This is a genomic window from Hoeflea algicola, from assembly GCF_026619415.1.
Lineage (GTDB): Bacteria > Pseudomonadota > Alphaproteobacteria > Rhizobiales > Rhizobiaceae > Hoeflea > Hoeflea algicola.
This window is the reverse complement of sequence record NZ_JAOVZR010000001.1, coordinates 780209-795087: the sequence shown is the minus strand read 5'-3', so window position 1 is coordinate 795087 and position 14879 is coordinate 780209. Positions and strand designations below refer to the sequence as shown.

Genomic DNA, 14879 nt, shown 5'->3' with positions numbered 1-14879 from the left:
ATTGAGCTTAATTGGTCTAACCAGAATGAACGAAAGCAACGGGCAGCGCGTCGGAGAGGGCCGCTGCAAGGGAGGATTAAGATGCACCTGTCTACTCACAACTGGATGCGCGCCGAACCGCTCGACGTCACGCTGCGCCGGATCAAGAAATTCGGCTATGAAAGCATCGAAATTTCCGGCGAACCGACCCAGTATGACACCAAGGAAACACGCGCGCTTCTCAAGGAGCACGGAATTCGGTGTTGGGGCGCGGTGACATTGACGCTGGGCGACCGCAACCTTGCAGCAAGGGATGAGGGCCAGCGTGCCCGCACCGTCGATTACGTCAAGAGCGTACTGACCATGGTCAGCGAATTGGAAGGCGAAGTGCTGACACTGGTACCAGCCACGGTTGGCAAGGTGTTGCCCGACGGAACCGAGGAAGAAGAATGGGGCTGGCTGGTCGAGGCGACCAAGGAATGCTTCGCCCATTCCCAGAAAGTTGGCGTCAGGATCGGCATCGAGCCGCTGAACCGCTTCGAGACCTATGTCACCAATCGCTGTGCTCAGGCGCTGGCGCTGGCCGACGCAGTGCATCCCGATTGCGGCGTCTGCCTGGACGCCTATCATCTCAACATGGAAGAATCCAACATCTATGACGCCATTCGTCTGGCGGGCAAGCGACTGGTCGATTTCCACGTTGCCGACAACAACCGGTTTGCCGCCGGCCTTGGCCATCTGAACTGGCCCAAGATCGTCGAAACACTCAAGGAAATCGGCTATGACGGCGCGCTCACCAACGAGTTTGTTGCCCCTGTCGACCGCACTCCCGCGGCAATCTACCCCGACATGGTCGAACGCAACCCGGTCGACATCTCGCCCGAGCAGTTGAAGTTCATTCAGGATCACGGATCCAGCCTGCTCACCGAGGAATTCTACTCGGACCAGATGCGCATCACCGCCGAAACGCTGCTGCCGCTGATCAAGTAACCCGAATGAGGCGTTCCTCCGGGGCGGCAATTGCCGCCTGCGGAGGGCGAGGGCCCTGCCATGAAAATCAAATCCGTCCGCGCTCGGTGGATTCAGATACCCATCGAGGAAGCACGGCAGCACACCAGTGATTTTGGGACGTTGCGCACGTTTGACGCCGCGATCCTGCGGATTGAAACCGACGATGGTGTTGTCGGCTGGGGTGAGGGCAAGAACGCCGCCGGCAGTTCAGGCAATTATGCGACCCTGGTTCAACTCATCAACGAAGATTTCGGGCCCCGCCTGATCGGGCGGGACCCGACCGACATCACTTTTATCTGGGAAGAACTCTATAATGGCGTTCGCGCCCAGAAGGCGGCAATGGCCGGCCATGCCATGCCGGAAATGGCGCGGCGCGGGCTGACGGTCTCGGCCATCAGCGCCATCGACATCGCCTTGTGGGATATTCTCGGCAAAGCCGACGGCAAGCCGGTGTGGAAGCTGCTCGGTGGCCGCAAGGCGGAAAGGCTGCCCGCTTATGCATCTGGCGGCTGGGCCAGTGCAGACAAGATCGGCGAACAGCTTCAGTCCTATATCGACATTGGCGGCTTTCGTGCGGTGAAGATGCGGGTAGGGGCGATGGATTCCTCGCCGCATGCCTCCGCACAACGGGTCAAGGCAGCGCGTGCAGCGCTTGGACCGGACATTGAACTTGCAGTCGATGCCCACGGAACCTTCACCGTTGCCGGTGCCCGCCGATTCGCCCACCTTGTCGCCGATTGCGACCTTGCCTGGTTCGAAGAACCGATCATCGCCGATGACAAGGCCGGCATTGCCGAGCTACGGGCGTCGGTTAACGTTCCGATCGCCACCGGCGAGAGTGAGGCGACGCGGTTTGCTTTCCGTGATCTGGCGGTGATGCGTGCTGCAGACATTTTCCAGCCTGACCCAGCCTTTTGTGGCGGTATCACCGAGGCCATGCGCATCGGCACCATTGCCTCTGCATTCAATCTGCGACTGGCGCCACATCTTTGGGCCGGCGCTCCCTGCTTCTTTGCCGGCCTGCATGTCTGTGCCGCGTCTCCTGCAAGCTTCACGGTCGAGTTTTCCCTTGGCGCCAACCCGATGATACATGATATCATTGATGACACCGTCCAGGCACACGACGGGATGATCGAGATTCCCGAAAAACCCGGTCTCGGTTTCACCATGAACGAAGCCATTCTGCAGAGATATGCAAGACCGACATGAACAATTCGCACAGTGATTTCCTCCCCAACCTTGTCGCCCACATCGTTACTGTGGCCAGCGCCAACAATGACAAGGCGCCCTCGGAGCGGGAACTCGCTGAAAACTTCGGCGTCAGCCGGGGGCAGGTTCGTGAATCGCTGGCAATTCTCGAAGCGATGCAGCTGATCGAACGGCGCGCCAAGTCCGGCATTTACCTCACGGTCGATGCCGCCGGCCTCAGTTCGATGGCACTTTTGGCGCGTGCCGGCGTCCAACTCAATCCGCGGCAGATTTTCGAAGCGGTGGAATTGCGCAAGATCCACGAGATCAAGGCAGCCGAGCTTGCGGCCCAACGCGCCACCGAGGACAATCTGGAGCGGCTGCGCGATATTCTCGCGCGCTCGGAACAGCAAATCGCCGACGGGCTCGGCCTGCACCGGCTTGATGGCGAGTTTCACCTCGAAATTGTCCGTGCTACTCAGAACGAGATGTTTTACAAGATCTGCTCAAGTTTTTACGCTGCCAGTGAACAGCGCATGCCGATCTATTTCGGCAAGTCCGAACGCAATGCCAAATCGCACCAGGAACACCAGCAGATCTTCGATGCGCTGTACCGTCGTGACAGCATTCTGGCGCAGGCGCTGATGAACACGCATCTGGGGCGCGCCCAGAGCTACTGGACCGAACTTCTCGACAACAACAAGGAGTGGAAGGCCGCAACGCCGGAAACTCCTCCAGTCGCGGTCTGATGGCTCATGCCTGAAATCATCTTCTCGACGCATTCACTGCACCCGGAAGTTACCGCGCAGTTGCAGACGCTGGGTTCGCTGGTGATCGCCTCCGAACCGTCACCGGCAGCGATACTGGAACAAAGCGCAGGCGCATCGATCATCGTCGTGCGGGCGCCGATTGCGCCGGAAATCTTTGCCCGGGAAAAGGGCTTGCGCGCTGCGATCCGGCACGGGGCAGGGCTCGACATGATCCCGCTCGATGCTGCCACCGAAGCCGGTGTGCTGGTGGCCAACGTGCCGGGCGTCAATGCCGTCACGGTGGCCGAGCATTGTATCTGGTCATCGCTGGCGCTGCTGCGCCGCTATCCTGAAGTCAGCGCCGATCTGCGCACTCAGGGTTGGGCGCGGGCGCGGGCGCATTCTGATCATGGGCGCGAGTTGAGCGGCAGTACCATTGCCATCGTCGGCATGGGCAATGTAGGCAACGCCCTGTTCCGCATCGCCCATGGCGGGTTCAGCATGAAGGTGCTTGCCGTTACCAGCCGGCCGGAATCGTTGCCGGATGGTGCGCAGGCCGCAAGTCTGGATGAAGCGCTTGCAAACAGTGATGTGGTGGTGCTGGCCTGTCCGCTCAACGAGAACACACGTGGCATGATCGGTGCCGAACAACTCGCGCGTATGCGGCCCGGAGCAATCCTGGTCAATGTTGCGCGCGGCCCGGTTGTTCAGCAACAGGCACTCGTCGAGGCACTGCAGACCAGATCGATTGGCGGCGCGGTGCTCGATGTTTTCAATCAGCAACCGCTGCCCTCCGACCATCCCTATATTGCCATGCGCAATGTCATCCTCACGCCGCATATGGCGGGCATCACCGAAGAAAGCATGCTGCGCATGGGGCAGGGCGTGGTCTGGGAAGCAACCCGCATTCTGGCGGGAAAGCAGCCGCGCAATTTCTGCAACCCGTCGGTCTGGAATGCCTATCTCAGCCGCTTCGGCTGAACGGGTTTCCACGTATCTCGGGCGAACTCACGGCAGCCGATCAGTTTCTTAAATATCAATAGATACACGATGTTACGACGTGACCTGTCGGTTCGACGAGAACCACAGCGACGAGCTCCAGTTATCATCACAGCTGGTTTCGTTTGGCCAACGAAATCAAAAGTATGGGGCGCCAGCTTCATTTCAGATGCTGGCGCCCCGGATACATTAGATATACCTAAAGTAGAGGTGGCCAGCAGTCTCAATCGAGGCCAAGATTGCGCCCGGTTTGCTGATCGAAGAACAGCACCTTTTCCGGCTTCCAGCTGAACTTGACGGTCTGGTCGATCTGCACCTTGACCTGCGCCGAAACAGTGGCGTGCAGATGCGTGCCGTTGATATCAAGCGTGAGGATCTTGATGACCCCGTGGTTCTCGACATCGAACACCTTGCCTGTTGCCGGCCCGTTTTCATCCAGCACCACATCTTCCGGCCGGATGCCAAAACTAACCTTGCCGCCCTCAGTCCCATGCGGCGAAGTGACAGGCAGGGTGAACTTGCCGGCGTCCAGCACTGCGTTGCCAGCCTGCAGAGTGCCGTCCAACAGGTTCATTGGCGGGGTGCCGACCGAGCGCGCGACAAAGGTGTTGCGCGGCTTGCTGTAGATCTCCGTCGGCGTACCGACTTGTACCAGCTTGCCATGGTTGAGCACGCCGACCTTGTCGCCCATCGACATCGCCTCGACCTGGTCGTGGGTGACGAACACGAAGGTGGCGCCCAGATCACTGTGCAGCTTCTTCAGTTCCACCCGCAGCACGTCTCGCAGATTGGCATCGAGCGCCGACAGTGGCTCGTCCATCAGGAACACACGTGGTTCGCGCACGATCGCCCGGCCGATAGAGACGCGCTGCATTTCCCCGCCCGACAGCCGTTCGACCTTGCGGTCAAGCAACCGGGTGATCTGCAGGGTTTCGGCTACGCGGTCGACGCGTTCCTTGATCTGCTCAGGGGTAAAGTTCTGAGTACGGGATTTCAGCGGAAACTCGAGATTGCCCCGCACCGTCAGCCGCGGATAGAGCGAATATTGCTGCAGCACCAGTGCCACATCGCGTTCGGCCGCGTTCCATGCGGTGGCGTCCTGGCCATCGATCAGAACCTTGCCGGCGTCCGGCTTTTCGAGCCCGGCGATTATCCGTAGCGTTGTGGTCTTGCCCGCACCGGTCTGGCCCAGCAGCACGAAGAACTCACCGTCCTTGATTTCCAGATCAAGCCCGCGCAGGGCGGTGTTGGGGCCGAATTTCTTGGAGATGCCCTGGAGTGTGATATTGGCCATCAGTTAGCCCCCCGCAGGTTGAGCCCGGTGGCCGTGTCAAAGAAATGTGCTTGCGAGGGATCGAGACCAACCCAGACCCGCTGGCCTTCGCCTGAGACGAAGCCGCTGGCGGTACGGGCGCGCAGCGACGTGCCGCCAAGCTGCACATCCACAATATCGTGGCTGCCCAGCGGTTCGATGTTGGTTGTCACCACTTCCACATAGCCTTCGGTTTTTTCGTGCTTGAGCAGCACCGCTTCAGGTCGAATGCCCAGCGACAATTCGGAATTGACGTTGCGCAGGTTGCTCAGCGCCGTTTCGGGAAATTCGAACCCCGTCTCGGCGCCATTCAACGCCACCCGGTTGGCGTCAATCCGCACTGGCGTGACGTTCATCACGGGTGAGCCCACGAACTTCGCCACGAACAGGTTTTGCGGGTGCAGGTAGACTTCATCCGGTGGTCCCACCTGTTGCAGCACGCCGTCATGCAGGATGACGATACGATCGGCCAGGCTCATCGCCTCGATCTGGTCGTGGGTGACATAGACTGAGGTCGACCCGCGGGCGATGTGCAGGCGCTTGATCTCGGCGCGCATCTGTTCGCGCAGCTTGGAGTCGAGCACGCCCAGCGGTTCGTCCATCAGCAACGCCTGTGGGCGGCGCACCAGTGCCCTGCCAATCGCCACCCGCTGCATGTCACCACCGGACAGAGCCGATGGCTTGCGGTCGAGGTGTTCGGCGATCTGCAGCGTTTCGGCTACTTCCTTGACCGCCTTGTCACGCTCGGCGGCATTCATCCGAACGGCGCGTAGCGGGAAGGCGATGTTTTCACGCACCGTCATGTGCGGATACAGTGAAAACGACTGGAATACGAAGGCAATGTCGCGGTCGGCCGCCTTGCGGTCCTGCACTTCCTTGCCGTCGATCAGGATTTGTCCGGAGGTAACGGTCTCCAATCCTGCAATGGCGCGCAGCGCGGTGGTCTTGCCGCCGCCGGATTGGCCCAGCATGACGACGAATTCGCCGTCTTCGATGGTCAGGTTCAAGTTCTTGAGCACCTGGTGGGCGCCGAAGAATTTTTGCACATTGCGGATATCAATCTGGGCCATCAGACGGTCCCCGTCGTCTTGGAACCGGCGCCGGAGGCCTGATCATTGATCTCCAGGACATCGAGCGATTCGTCGACAAAGTCCTCTTCGGCTTCCGGATCGGGAGCGATTTTCGAAGTAATCATGAAACTGACAAGTCCGATCAGCGTCAGCGTGACGCCATATTGATGCAGGAACAGGCTCCAGGGCTGACACAACGAGATGATGCCGAAGATCATCAGGCCCTGCGCCGCGGGGGCAAGAATACGCTGGTTGGTGCTGCGAAAACTCATTTGCGGATCGCTCCGAAGGACATGCCGCGCAGCAAGTGGTTGCGCAGAAGGAAGGTGAAGATGGCGACCGGGATCAGGAACAGCAATGTGCCTGAGGCGATCACGGTCCAGTCCGGCAAACCACTGCCCACCTGTGAGGGGATGTAGGGCGGCGCGGTCTGGGCATTGCGGTTAGTCATGATCAACGCGAACGCATATTCGTTCCAGGCGGTGATGAAGCAGAACACAGCCGTTGCCGCCATGCCAGTCAGCGCTTCGGGAAGCACCACCTTGAAGAAGGCCTGCATCCGCGTGTAGCCATCGACCAGTGCCGCTTCTTCATATTCACGCGGAATCTCGTCGATGAAGCCCTTCATGATCCACACCGCAAAACTCAGGTTGAAGGCGGTATAGAGAATGATCAGTCCCAAATGCGTGTCGTTGAGGCCAACGACGCGGTACATCAGGAACATCGGGATGGCGACCACCACCGGTGGCAACATTCGGGTCGAGAGGATGAAGAACAACCAGTCATCCTCGCCTTTCACCTTGAAGCGGCTGAACCCGTAGGCCGTCAGCGTGCCCATCGATACCGCAAGCACGGTGGATATGATCGAGATGATCAGCGAGTTCTTGAAGCGGTCACCATAGCCTGACGACTTGACCTCGCCGGTCTTGCCGTTGCGCACCACCTTCTCGCCGCCATCGAACACCATCTGTTCCCACCAGGGGGCAGCGGCGTATTCTTCGGGAGTAGGCTGGTCGCGCAGTTGCGAGCGCTTGGTAAACAGCTTGACGAAGGGCGATACCGTCGGCTCGAAAATCACCGTGGGCGGGATCGTCGTGGCCAGGTTGCGTGGTTTGAACGATGTCGAGGCGATCCAGTAGATCGGCGCGAGCATCACAGCCAGGGCGACGAACACGGCGATGATCGCGACCCGGTTCGTCCATTTTTCACTGGGGGTGCGGACTCCGGCCATCTTAGCGCGCCTTCACTTTGTTGAGGTATTTCACATAGATATTGGTAATCGCCACAACCATGATCAGCACGATGTAGGCGAGCGCCGATGACATGCCGGTCTGCCATTCCTGGAACGCCATCTTGTACAGACGGATGGCGATCAGCTCGGTTGTCGGTTGCGACGACAGCACATAGGCCAGATCGAAGGTTTTGAAGGCCTCCATCGTGCGGAAAATGATGGCAATCATCAGGATCGGCGCGACCAACGGCAGGGTAATGCGGAAGAAGGTGTAGGTGCCTGATGCGCGGTCGATCTCGGCAGCCTCGTAAAGATGCTTCGGCACGGCCGACAGACCGGCCAGCGAGAGCAGCATCACGAACGGCGCCCACATCCAGATATCGACAATGGCAATCGCGTAGAGCGCCATGTCGGGGTCAGCCAACCATTCGAATTTATCGAGCCCGAAGAAGTAGTTGATGATGCCGAAATTTGGATCGTACAGCAGCTTCCAGAACAGCCCGACAACCGCCATCGACAGCATCATCGGCAACAACAACAGTGTCGTGATCAGCCCCTTGGCCGGGATCGAGCGATTGAGCAGCATGGCAAGGCCAAAGCCGACAATCACCTGGCCTGTAACCGAAATCAGCACATACTGAGCGGTAATCGAGAAGTTCTTCCAGATGAACGGATCGCTGAGCAGATCACGATAATTCTGCAGGCCAACGAACTGGGCCGGCGCGTTGGTCGACGCGCGAAAATCGGTGAACGAATAGGCCAGCGAGTACAACAGCGGGAAGATGTTGAAGATGATCAGAAACGCAATCGTCGGAATAATGAACAGGTTGCGGATGGTCAGGTCACTCAGACCTTTCGCGGCGGCGCGCGAATTCGGGTCCAAATTGGTCATGACTTGGGACGCCACGGGTGAATATCCTTGCGTTTCATAAGGTTGGGAAATAGGGGGCGCCGTAGCGCCCCCAAAGTTGCAGTCTCGGCAGGGCTGTTACTTGCCGCGGCCGTACTTGGCGAACGTGGCTTTCCAGTCGCCCGCAAGCGCATCCAGCGTGTCTTTTGCTGTACCTTCATCACCGACGATGAAGGGGTACAGACGCTGGTTGGCCGAGGTCAGAAGTTCCGCAAATTCCGGCACTGCCCAGAAGTCCTTGACCTTGAACATGGTCTGGTAGAACGCCTCATTGTAAGGCGTGGCCTGACGGAACTCATCGGATTTCAGCACCGCAGCACTTGCAGTGTAGCCACCCAGTTCAGCCCAGCGCTTCTGGGTTTCGTCCTTGATGAACCATTCCAGGAACTTCATCGCCTCTTCCTGATTTTCGGAATATTTGACGATGGAAATACCCTGGCCGCCGAGAGCCGCGAACTGATCGCCATCCGGACCGGCCGGGTTAGCGAAGAAGCCGGTGTTGGCGGCATGCGGGTTGGAAGCCTCGTTGAGCAGGGCCGGGAAGAAGGCAAAATAGTTCATCGACATGGCCACCAGGCCTTCGGTGATCGCCTGGTTGTTTTCAACGAAGAAGGTCTTGGCCCAGCCCGGAGGGGTAAAGCTGTAGAGCTTCTTGTAGTTTTCAAGCGCAGCGACTGCCTTGTCGCTGTTTACGTAGCCTTCAACTTCGTAGGTTTCGAAGTTGCCCAGATCCGCACCGTAGGAGAAGATAGCGTTTTCCACGCCCATGACCATCGCGTCATAGGAATTGTCGGTGTAGATGGCGATGCCGTAGCGATTTTCGTCCGGACGGTGGAAAAACTCGGCAATGTCGGTGAGTTCCTTCCAGGTCTTTGGCGGAGCCAGATCGTAGCCGTATTTTTCCTTGAAGGCTGACATTTCGGCCGGATCTTCAAACCAGTCCTTGCGATAGGACCAGCCGACCGCGTCACCCTCGGCCGGAACGGCCCAGTACTTGCCGGAATTGCCCGGATATTCGGCGTAGTATTTCACCGTAGCGGGGGCCATGACCTCGCTCAGGTTATGCTCGTTGAAGAAGTCGGTCAGATCAACATAGTGACCGCCTTCGGAAGCCGCACCAAGCCACTGGCTGTCGCCAACGATCATGTCGTAGGCCGAGCCGCGGGCGTTGAATTCGGTAAAGGCTTTTGTCTGGAAGTCGGCCCAGGGTGTGGTCTCCACGGTCACCGAAACCCCGGTTTCCGCTTCATACTCGTTGACCAGTTCCTGAAGATAGTTTGCCGGGTCCCACTCGGCCCAGAAAATCGTCAATTCCTGAGCAAAGGCCGATGTGCTGCTTGCCAGGGCAAGTGCCAGTCCGCCGGCAATGCCGATGAGTTTGTTGCGCATTATAAGTCCTCCCGTTGATGCACATTCTCTAAACAGTGGCCGGCAAATCCGGTACCAGGTCGGCGGCAGTGGTGCCGCGATTCCCGACCGGTGCCGGTATGCTCCAGTCCTGTGGCGCTCACGATGACCCTCCAATGTCACCGTTGCTTCCGAAGTGGTATTACCAAATTAGTTGATGGTCAAGCAGTTCCATGCACTCTCTTTGGATACAAACGGCTTCGTTATTGGCGGTAAATGCCATACTATATAGGCGAATTGGTATTTATGCGGTCAAAGTTATGATATGGCCTGTCCATCATGAAAACAGATCATGCCATTATTGGTAGGACCAGATCAAGCCTAATCGGCTGTCGTCCCCTGGATATGCACTTCGGCGACCGCCGATCGAACCAGGGCGCAGGCTGCCCACTTGGCAATCTGCGCAGATTGCACGGCCTCCAAGCCCCAAATGTCCTTGAGCACCGCATAGGCCTCGATCCCGAAAATCATCGAAATGGCCTGGGTAAGGCGATCGAAATGATCCGGAGCGAGGGATCCGCGCAGCGGCGAGAGCGCCAGTTCAAGGAGTTCCATGCGGTGCCCGCGGGTAAAGCGTGGCTCCTGGCCAAGCGCGCCAACCTGCGCGCGCGCCCACTGGTCCAGCGACAGCCTAAGTGCTGCCTTGAAGGTGGCTTCGAACTCGGCGATGCGCGGCAACGACTTGTCAAAAAGATCGGCAATGCGCTCCTCGGCATCGGTGGAATCGCTCTGCCAGGTCAGGATCGGCCCCAACGCCTCATCCACAACCGCGTGGACCAGCGTGATCTCGCTCGGAAAATACCGGTAGGCGGTTGCCCGAGATACTTCGGCAGCTTCCGCTACCTCGCTGACCGAGGGGGTAAGCCCGGACTGCATCAGTCGGGTGGCGGTCTTGATCATCAGTCTGCGGGTTCGAGCACGTGGGCCGCGTTCGGGGGCAAGGTCGGATTGAGTTGATTGACGTGAGACTTTCATATCAATACGATACTTGAGTCTCACAAATTCGCAACCACCAAATTGCGACACTTGAGACAGCGGCAAACGCGCCTGGAGGAGGCGCACCGCACAACGGGGAGGTCAATGTGAAGAGAATCTATGTGGTCGGCACCGCCGACACCAAAGGGCCGGAACTCGCCTATCTGGCAGATCTGCTCGCCCAATCCGGCCTTCCGGTGCAACGTGTCGATGTGGGAACCCGTTCGCCCAGCATTAATGTCGACATTTCGGCTACCGAAGTGGCGGGGCATCATCCCGATGGCGCCGGGGCCGCGCTGGACGGTGATGACCGCGGCGTTGCAGTCACGGCCATGGGTGCAGCATTCGCGCGTTTTCTCGCCAGCCGCCAGGACGTCGGTGGAATCATCGGTATTGGCGGTGGCGGCGGCACTTCGATCATCACAACCGGCATGCAGGCGCTGCCCTACGGCCTGCCGAAGATCATGGTTTCCACGCTCGCCTCGGGCGATGTGTCCCCCTATGTCGACATTTCCGACATCATCATGATGCCGTCGGTGACTGATTTCGCCGGGCTCAACCAGCTAAGCCGGATGATCCTGCACAATGCGGCGCAGGCAATCGCCGGAATGGCCCGCACACCCTATCGTCCATCTGCCGGTCAGCCTTCAATTGGGCTGACCATGTTCGGCGTCACCACCACCTGCGTCATGTCCATTGTCAAGCACTTGCAGAAGGACCGCGACTGCATGGTGTTCCATGCCACCGGTGTGGGCGGGCGGACGATGGAGAAACTGGTCGATGACGGCGTGCTGGCAGGTGTGCTTGACATCACCACCACCGAGGTCTGCGACATGCTGCTGGGCGGTGTGCTGCCTTCGGCGCCATCTCGGTTTGATGCCATTGCTCGCACCGGCATTCCCTATGTCGGCTCGGTCGGTGCGCTCGATATGGTCAATTTTTGGGCGCCCGACACGGTACCCGACGCTTTCGCCGGTCGCCGTTTCCACCACCATAATCCCAATGTCACGCTGATGCGCACCAATGTCGAGGAATGCCGCCGTATTGGCGACTGGATTGGCCGCAAGTTGAGCGCTTGCACTGGTCCAGTCCGCTTCCTGATTCCCGAACTGGGTGTCTCGGCACTGGATATCGAAGGTGGCGATTTCTTCGATCCCGAAGCCGATGCGGCCCTCTTTGAAGCGCTTGAAAATGCATTCGAGGCGACCGATGCGCGGCGCATCGAACGTCTGCCCCTTCACATCAACGATCCGGCCTTCGCCAAGGCGGCGGCCGATGCCTTCCTTTCCATCAACTGAAAGAACACCAATGCCAGCAATAGCACGCAAGGACATACTTAACCGGCTCAACGGCATGATTGCCGCAGGCGAGCACATCATCGGCGGCGGCGCCGGCACCGGTCTGTCGGCCAAGGCCGAGGAGGCCGGCGGCATCGATCTCATCATCATCTACAATTCCGGTCGCTACCGGATGGCAGGCCGTGGATCGGCTGCAGGGCTGCTCGCCTACGGCAACGCTAATGAAATCGTCAAGGAAATGGCGGTTGAAGTGTTGCCGGTGGTGGCCAACACGCCGGTACTGGCGGGTGTCAACGGCACCGACCCGTTCGTGCTGATGCCGCAATTCCTGGCTGAGCTGAAGGCTATGGGTTTTTCCGGGGTGCAGAACTTCCCCACCATCGGCCTGTTTGACGGCGCCATGCGCCAGAGTTTTGAAGAAACCGGTATGGGTTACGGTCTCGAAGTAGATATGATCGCCGCCGCCCATGAGCTCGATCTGCTGACCACACCTTACGTCTTCAATGCCGCCGAAAGCGAGGCGATGACCCGCGCTGGCGCCGACATCATCGTCGCCCATATGGGCGTCACCACTGGCGGCAGCATCGGCGCAACTTCGGCCAAAAGCCTCGATGACTGCGTCAAGGAGATCGACGAGATAGCTGCTGCGGCGCGCACAGTCCGCAATGACATCATCATCCTGTGCCATGGTGGGCCGATTTCGATGCCTGATGATGCGGCTTATGTGCTGGCGCACTGCAATGGCTGCCACGGCTTTTACGGCGCCAGTTCGGCCGAACGGCTGCCAGCTGAAACCGCTATCCGCGATCAGATCCGCGCATTCAAATCACTGCCCTATAAGAAAGGAACCGAAGCATGAGCGAGACCCTTTTTATCTACCCTGAAGCCGTCGATCGCTTTGCCTTTGACTGGGGACACCTGACTGTGACCTGCGGCCCATCTGTCAATGGCGCGGGTCGCTTTTCCGCCGGTGTCGTGCATGTGCCGCCGGGCCAGGGCCATACCCGCCACAACCACCCCGGCTCTGAAGAAATCATTTATGTGCTGGAAGGTAGTGGCGAACAGATGGTCGAGGACACCGAAGGCAATCCGGTTACCGAGCAGGTCCGCGCCGGCTGCACTATCTTTGTGCCCGAAAGCCGCTTCCACTCGACCCTGAACACGGGCGAGGTGCCGATGAAGCTGTTTGTCGTCTACAGTCCAGCGGGTCCGGAGGAGTTGCTGCGCGATTTGCCCGATTTCCGTCTCGTTACTCCACCCCATGCTTGATTGAGGGAGCCAACCATGATGCATGACATTCAGCCTTTGCACGCCGCCTCGGCCAATGATCTGCCCTACACATTCGAACAGCTTGATGCTGCCATGGAAGCGGCGGGCCTTGATGCGCTGGTCGCCACCTCCAAGCACAATGTCCGCTATCTGCTTGGTGGCTATCAGTTCCTGTTTTTCTCGGCGATGGATGCGATTGGACAGAGCCGCTATCTGCCGGCTTTTGTTTATCTGCGTGGCGCGGGTGACAAGACCGCCTATTTCGCCAACAAGATGGAAATTCACGAACACAAGGTGGCGCCGTTCTGGGTGCCGGAATTCCGCCCCGACCACTGGGGGTCGGTCGATGCCATGCTGGCCGCCGCCGAATACCTGCAGAAATGCGGCGTTGCCAGCGGTCGGATCGGCTTTGAGGCCGCCTTCCTGCCCAAGGACGGTTATGACACGCTCGCCGCAGCGTTGCCGCAAGCGACGTTGTCCGATGCCAGCATGCTTCTCACCCGATTGCGGATGATCAAGTCAAAGCCGGAACTGGACCTGCTGCGCGAGGCCACCGCGCGAGATCAGCGAATCCATGCAGGCGACCATTCTTGCCGCAGGCGAGGGGACTTCGAAGCGACAGATCATTGAACGGCTTCGCCAGGAGGAAACCAAACGCGAACTGGCGTTCGAATATTGCCTGCTCACGCTTGGTGACAGCCATATCCGTGCCGGCTCGGACCAGACATGGAATAAGGGCGAGGTGCTGTCGATCGATTCGGGCGGCAATCTCCACGGCTATATCGGCGACATCTGCCGTATGGGCGTGCTTGGCGAGCCGGATTCCGAACTGGTCGATCTTCTGGCCGAGGTTGAAGCCGTACAACAGGCAGCATTCGCGAAAATCGCGCCGGGAAAAACCGGTGCCGAGATGATTGCCGCCGGTGAGGCCGAATTGCGGCGCGGGCCCAACGCCGCGCATAATGATTTCTTCGCCCATGGCATGGGACTGATCAGCCATGAGGCACCGTTTCTGATGACCAATCACCCGGTTGCCTATCAGGGCAGCGATGCCAACATGCCATTCCAGCCGGGCATGGTGTTGTCGGTGGAAACCACCATGCAGCACCCGCGCCGTGGCTTCATCAAGCTCGAGGATACCGTCATCATCACCGAGGACGGGCACGAGTTGTTCGGCGCCGACAACCGGGACTGGATCGTCCGCTAGTAAAACCAGGAAAGTTGCGCCGCCTTATCGCGCGTCATGGTAATGCCAGGCGCGCGATAAGAACTTGCAGGCCCGGCGCCATCGAACCGACCTAATGCGCATCGCATCAAACCGAATCCAGGTGCCGCGCATTAGCTCTTGGCTTTGCCTGTCGATACCGCAAAAACCGCTGCACACTTTTGGGCGACATGCATTGGCGGGCAGGGGGCGGCATGAAACACAGTGACGCACCCAACACTGGTAGCGCGATCCCGTATTGATGGGCTCGGGCGCG

At 59.1% G+C, this 14879-nt stretch carries 14 protein-coding genes and 1 pseudogene; 8 read left to right on the top strand and 7 right to left on the bottom strand.

The features are described from left to right. Window positions 1–81: 81 nt before the first annotated feature. The 4 genes from OEG84_RS03980 to OEG84_RS03965 are packed head-to-tail and all read left to right on the top strand — an operon-like array spanning window position 82 to window position 3908. The gene (locus OEG84_RS03980; RefSeq protein ID WP_267652532.1) at window positions 82–969 is read left to right on the top strand and encodes a sugar phosphate isomerase/epimerase family protein; all 888 of its coding nucleotides are present in this window, start codon (window positions 82–84) and stop codon (window positions 967–969) included. A 60-nt stretch (window positions 970–1029) separates the two neighbouring features. Then, window positions 1030–2199: a mandelate racemase/muconate lactonizing enzyme family protein gene (locus tag OEG84_RS03975; protein ID WP_267652531.1), complete on the top strand. Its 1170-nt coding sequence runs from the start codon at window positions 1030–1032 to the stop codon at window positions 2197–2199. Continuing rightward, window positions 2196–2927, top strand: a complete 732-nt coding sequence (locus tag OEG84_RS03970) for a FadR/GntR family transcriptional regulator (RefSeq protein ID WP_267652530.1) — start codon at window positions 2196–2198, stop codon at window positions 2925–2927. The genes OEG84_RS03975 and OEG84_RS03970 overlap by 4 nt, the downstream gene beginning before the upstream one ends. 6 nt (window positions 2928–2933) lie before the next feature. Next, window positions 2934–3908, top strand: a complete 975-nt coding sequence (locus OEG84_RS03965; protein ID WP_267652529.1) for an NAD(P)-dependent oxidoreductase — start codon at window positions 2934–2936, stop codon at window positions 3906–3908. A 241-nt stretch (window positions 3909–4149) separates the two neighbouring features. On the opposite strand, the gene OEG84_RS03960 is transcribed toward OEG84_RS03965, so the two are convergent. From OEG84_RS03960 to OEG84_RS03930, 7 genes are all read right to left on the bottom strand, one after another. Further along, window positions 4150–5220, bottom strand: a complete 1071-nt coding sequence (locus OEG84_RS03960; RefSeq protein ID WP_267652528.1) for an ABC transporter ATP-binding protein — start codon at window positions 5218–5220, stop codon at window positions 4150–4152. Further along, window positions 5220–6308: an ABC transporter ATP-binding protein gene (locus OEG84_RS03955; RefSeq protein WP_267652527.1), complete on the bottom strand. Its 1089-nt coding sequence runs from the start codon at window positions 6306–6308 to the stop codon at window positions 5220–5222. Before OEG84_RS03955 ends, OEG84_RS03960 begins: the two co-directional genes overlap by 1 nt. Then, window positions 6308–6580, bottom strand: coding sequence for a hypothetical protein (locus OEG84_RS03950; protein ID WP_267652526.1), 273 nt, complete (start codon window positions 6578–6580; stop codon window positions 6308–6310). Before OEG84_RS03950 ends, OEG84_RS03955 begins: the two co-directional genes overlap by 1 nt. Beyond that, window positions 6577–7539 (bottom strand): carbohydrate ABC transporter permease, encoded by a 963-nt coding sequence (locus tag OEG84_RS03945; protein ID WP_267652525.1) that lies wholly within the window; start codon window positions 7537–7539, stop codon window positions 6577–6579. The genes OEG84_RS03950 and OEG84_RS03945 overlap by 4 nt, the downstream gene beginning before the upstream one ends. Window position 7540: 1 nt before the next feature. Next, complete coding sequence (locus OEG84_RS03940; RefSeq protein ID WP_412048778.1) at window positions 7541–8431, bottom strand: carbohydrate ABC transporter permease; 891 nt, start codon at window positions 8429–8431, stop codon at window positions 7541–7543. Window positions 8432–8527: 96 nt separating this feature from the next. After that, a complete protein-coding gene (locus OEG84_RS03935; protein ID WP_267652523.1) occupies window positions 8528–9838 on the bottom strand; it encodes an ABC transporter substrate-binding protein in 1311 nt (436 codons plus the stop codon). A 339-nt stretch (window positions 9839–10177) separates the two neighbouring features. Beyond that, the gene (locus OEG84_RS03930) at window positions 10178–10831 is read right to left on the bottom strand and encodes a TetR/AcrR family transcriptional regulator (protein WP_267652522.1); all 654 of its coding nucleotides are present in this window, start codon (window positions 10829–10831) and stop codon (window positions 10178–10180) included. Window positions 10832–10938: 107 nt separating this feature from the next. Between OEG84_RS03930 and OEG84_RS03925 the strand changes: the two genes are divergently transcribed. The 4 genes and pseudogenes from OEG84_RS03925 to OEG84_RS03910 all read left to right on the top strand — a co-directional run bounded on the left by OEG84_RS03925 (window position 10939) and on the right by OEG84_RS03910 (window position 14605). Beyond that, window positions 10939–12129, top strand: a complete 1191-nt coding sequence (locus tag OEG84_RS03925; RefSeq protein ID WP_267652521.1) for a Tm-1-like ATP-binding domain-containing protein — start codon at window positions 10939–10941, stop codon at window positions 12127–12129. 10 nt (window positions 12130–12139) lie between these two features. Next, a complete protein-coding gene (locus OEG84_RS03920) occupies window positions 12140–12988 on the top strand; it encodes a phosphoenolpyruvate hydrolase family protein (protein WP_267652520.1) in 849 nt (282 codons plus the stop codon). Further along, the gene (locus OEG84_RS03915; protein WP_267652519.1) at window positions 12985–13398 is read left to right on the top strand and encodes a cupin domain-containing protein; all 414 of its coding nucleotides are present in this window, start codon (window positions 12985–12987) and stop codon (window positions 13396–13398) included. Before OEG84_RS03920 ends, OEG84_RS03915 begins: the two co-directional genes overlap by 4 nt. A gap of 18 nt (window positions 13399–13416) precedes the next feature. Further along, a pseudogene (locus tag OEG84_RS03910) lies at window positions 13417–14605 on the top strand (M24 family metallopeptidase). Window positions 14606–14879: the final 274 nt, after the last annotated feature.

What these genes read in the sequence shown, in the direction of transcription:
- OEG84_RS03980 (WP_267652532.1), top strand. Translation starts at nt 82, where the DNA reads ATGCACCTGTCTACTCACAACTGGATGCGCGCCGAACCGCTCGACGTC.
- OEG84_RS03945 (WP_267652525.1), bottom strand. Translation starts at nt 7,539, where the DNA reads ATGGCCGGAGTCCGCACCCCCAGTGAAAAATGGACGAACCGGGTCGCG.
- OEG84_RS03920 (WP_267652520.1), top strand. Translation starts at nt 12,140, where the DNA reads ATGCCAGCAATAGCACGCAAGGACATACTTAACCGGCTCAACGGCATG.
- OEG84_RS03915 (WP_267652519.1), top strand. Translation starts at nt 12,985, where the DNA reads ATGAGCGAGACCCTTTTTATCTACCCTGAAGCCGTCGATCGCTTTGCC.
- OEG84_RS03975 (WP_267652531.1), top strand. Translation starts at nt 1,030, where the DNA reads ATGAAAATCAAATCCGTCCGCGCTCGGTGGATTCAGATACCCATCGAG.
- OEG84_RS03960 (WP_267652528.1), bottom strand. Translation starts at nt 5,220, where the DNA reads ATGGCCAATATCACACTCCAGGGCATCTCCAAGAAATTCGGCCCCAAC.
- OEG84_RS03940 (WP_412048778.1), bottom strand. Translation starts at nt 8,431, where the DNA reads ATGACCAATTTGGACCCGAATTCGCGCGCCGCCGCGAAAGGTCTGAGT.
- OEG84_RS03930 (WP_267652522.1), bottom strand. Translation starts at nt 10,831, where the DNA reads ATGAAAGTCTCACGTCAATCAACTCAATCCGACCTTGCCCCCGAACGC.
- OEG84_RS03965 (WP_267652529.1), top strand. Translation starts at nt 2,934, where the DNA reads ATGCCTGAAATCATCTTCTCGACGCATTCACTGCACCCGGAAGTTACC.
- OEG84_RS03955 (WP_267652527.1), bottom strand. Translation starts at nt 6,308, where the DNA reads ATGGCCCAGATTGATATCCGCAATGTGCAAAAATTCTTCGGCGCCCAC.
- OEG84_RS03950 (WP_267652526.1), bottom strand. Translation starts at nt 6,580, where the DNA reads ATGAGTTTTCGCAGCACCAACCAGCGTATTCTTGCCCCCGCGGCGCAG.
- OEG84_RS03935 (WP_267652523.1), bottom strand. Translation starts at nt 9,838, where the DNA reads ATGCGCAACAAACTCATCGGCATTGCCGGCGGACTGGCACTTGCCCTG.
- OEG84_RS03970 (WP_267652530.1), top strand. Translation starts at nt 2,196, where the DNA reads ATGAACAATTCGCACAGTGATTTCCTCCCCAACCTTGTCGCCCACATC.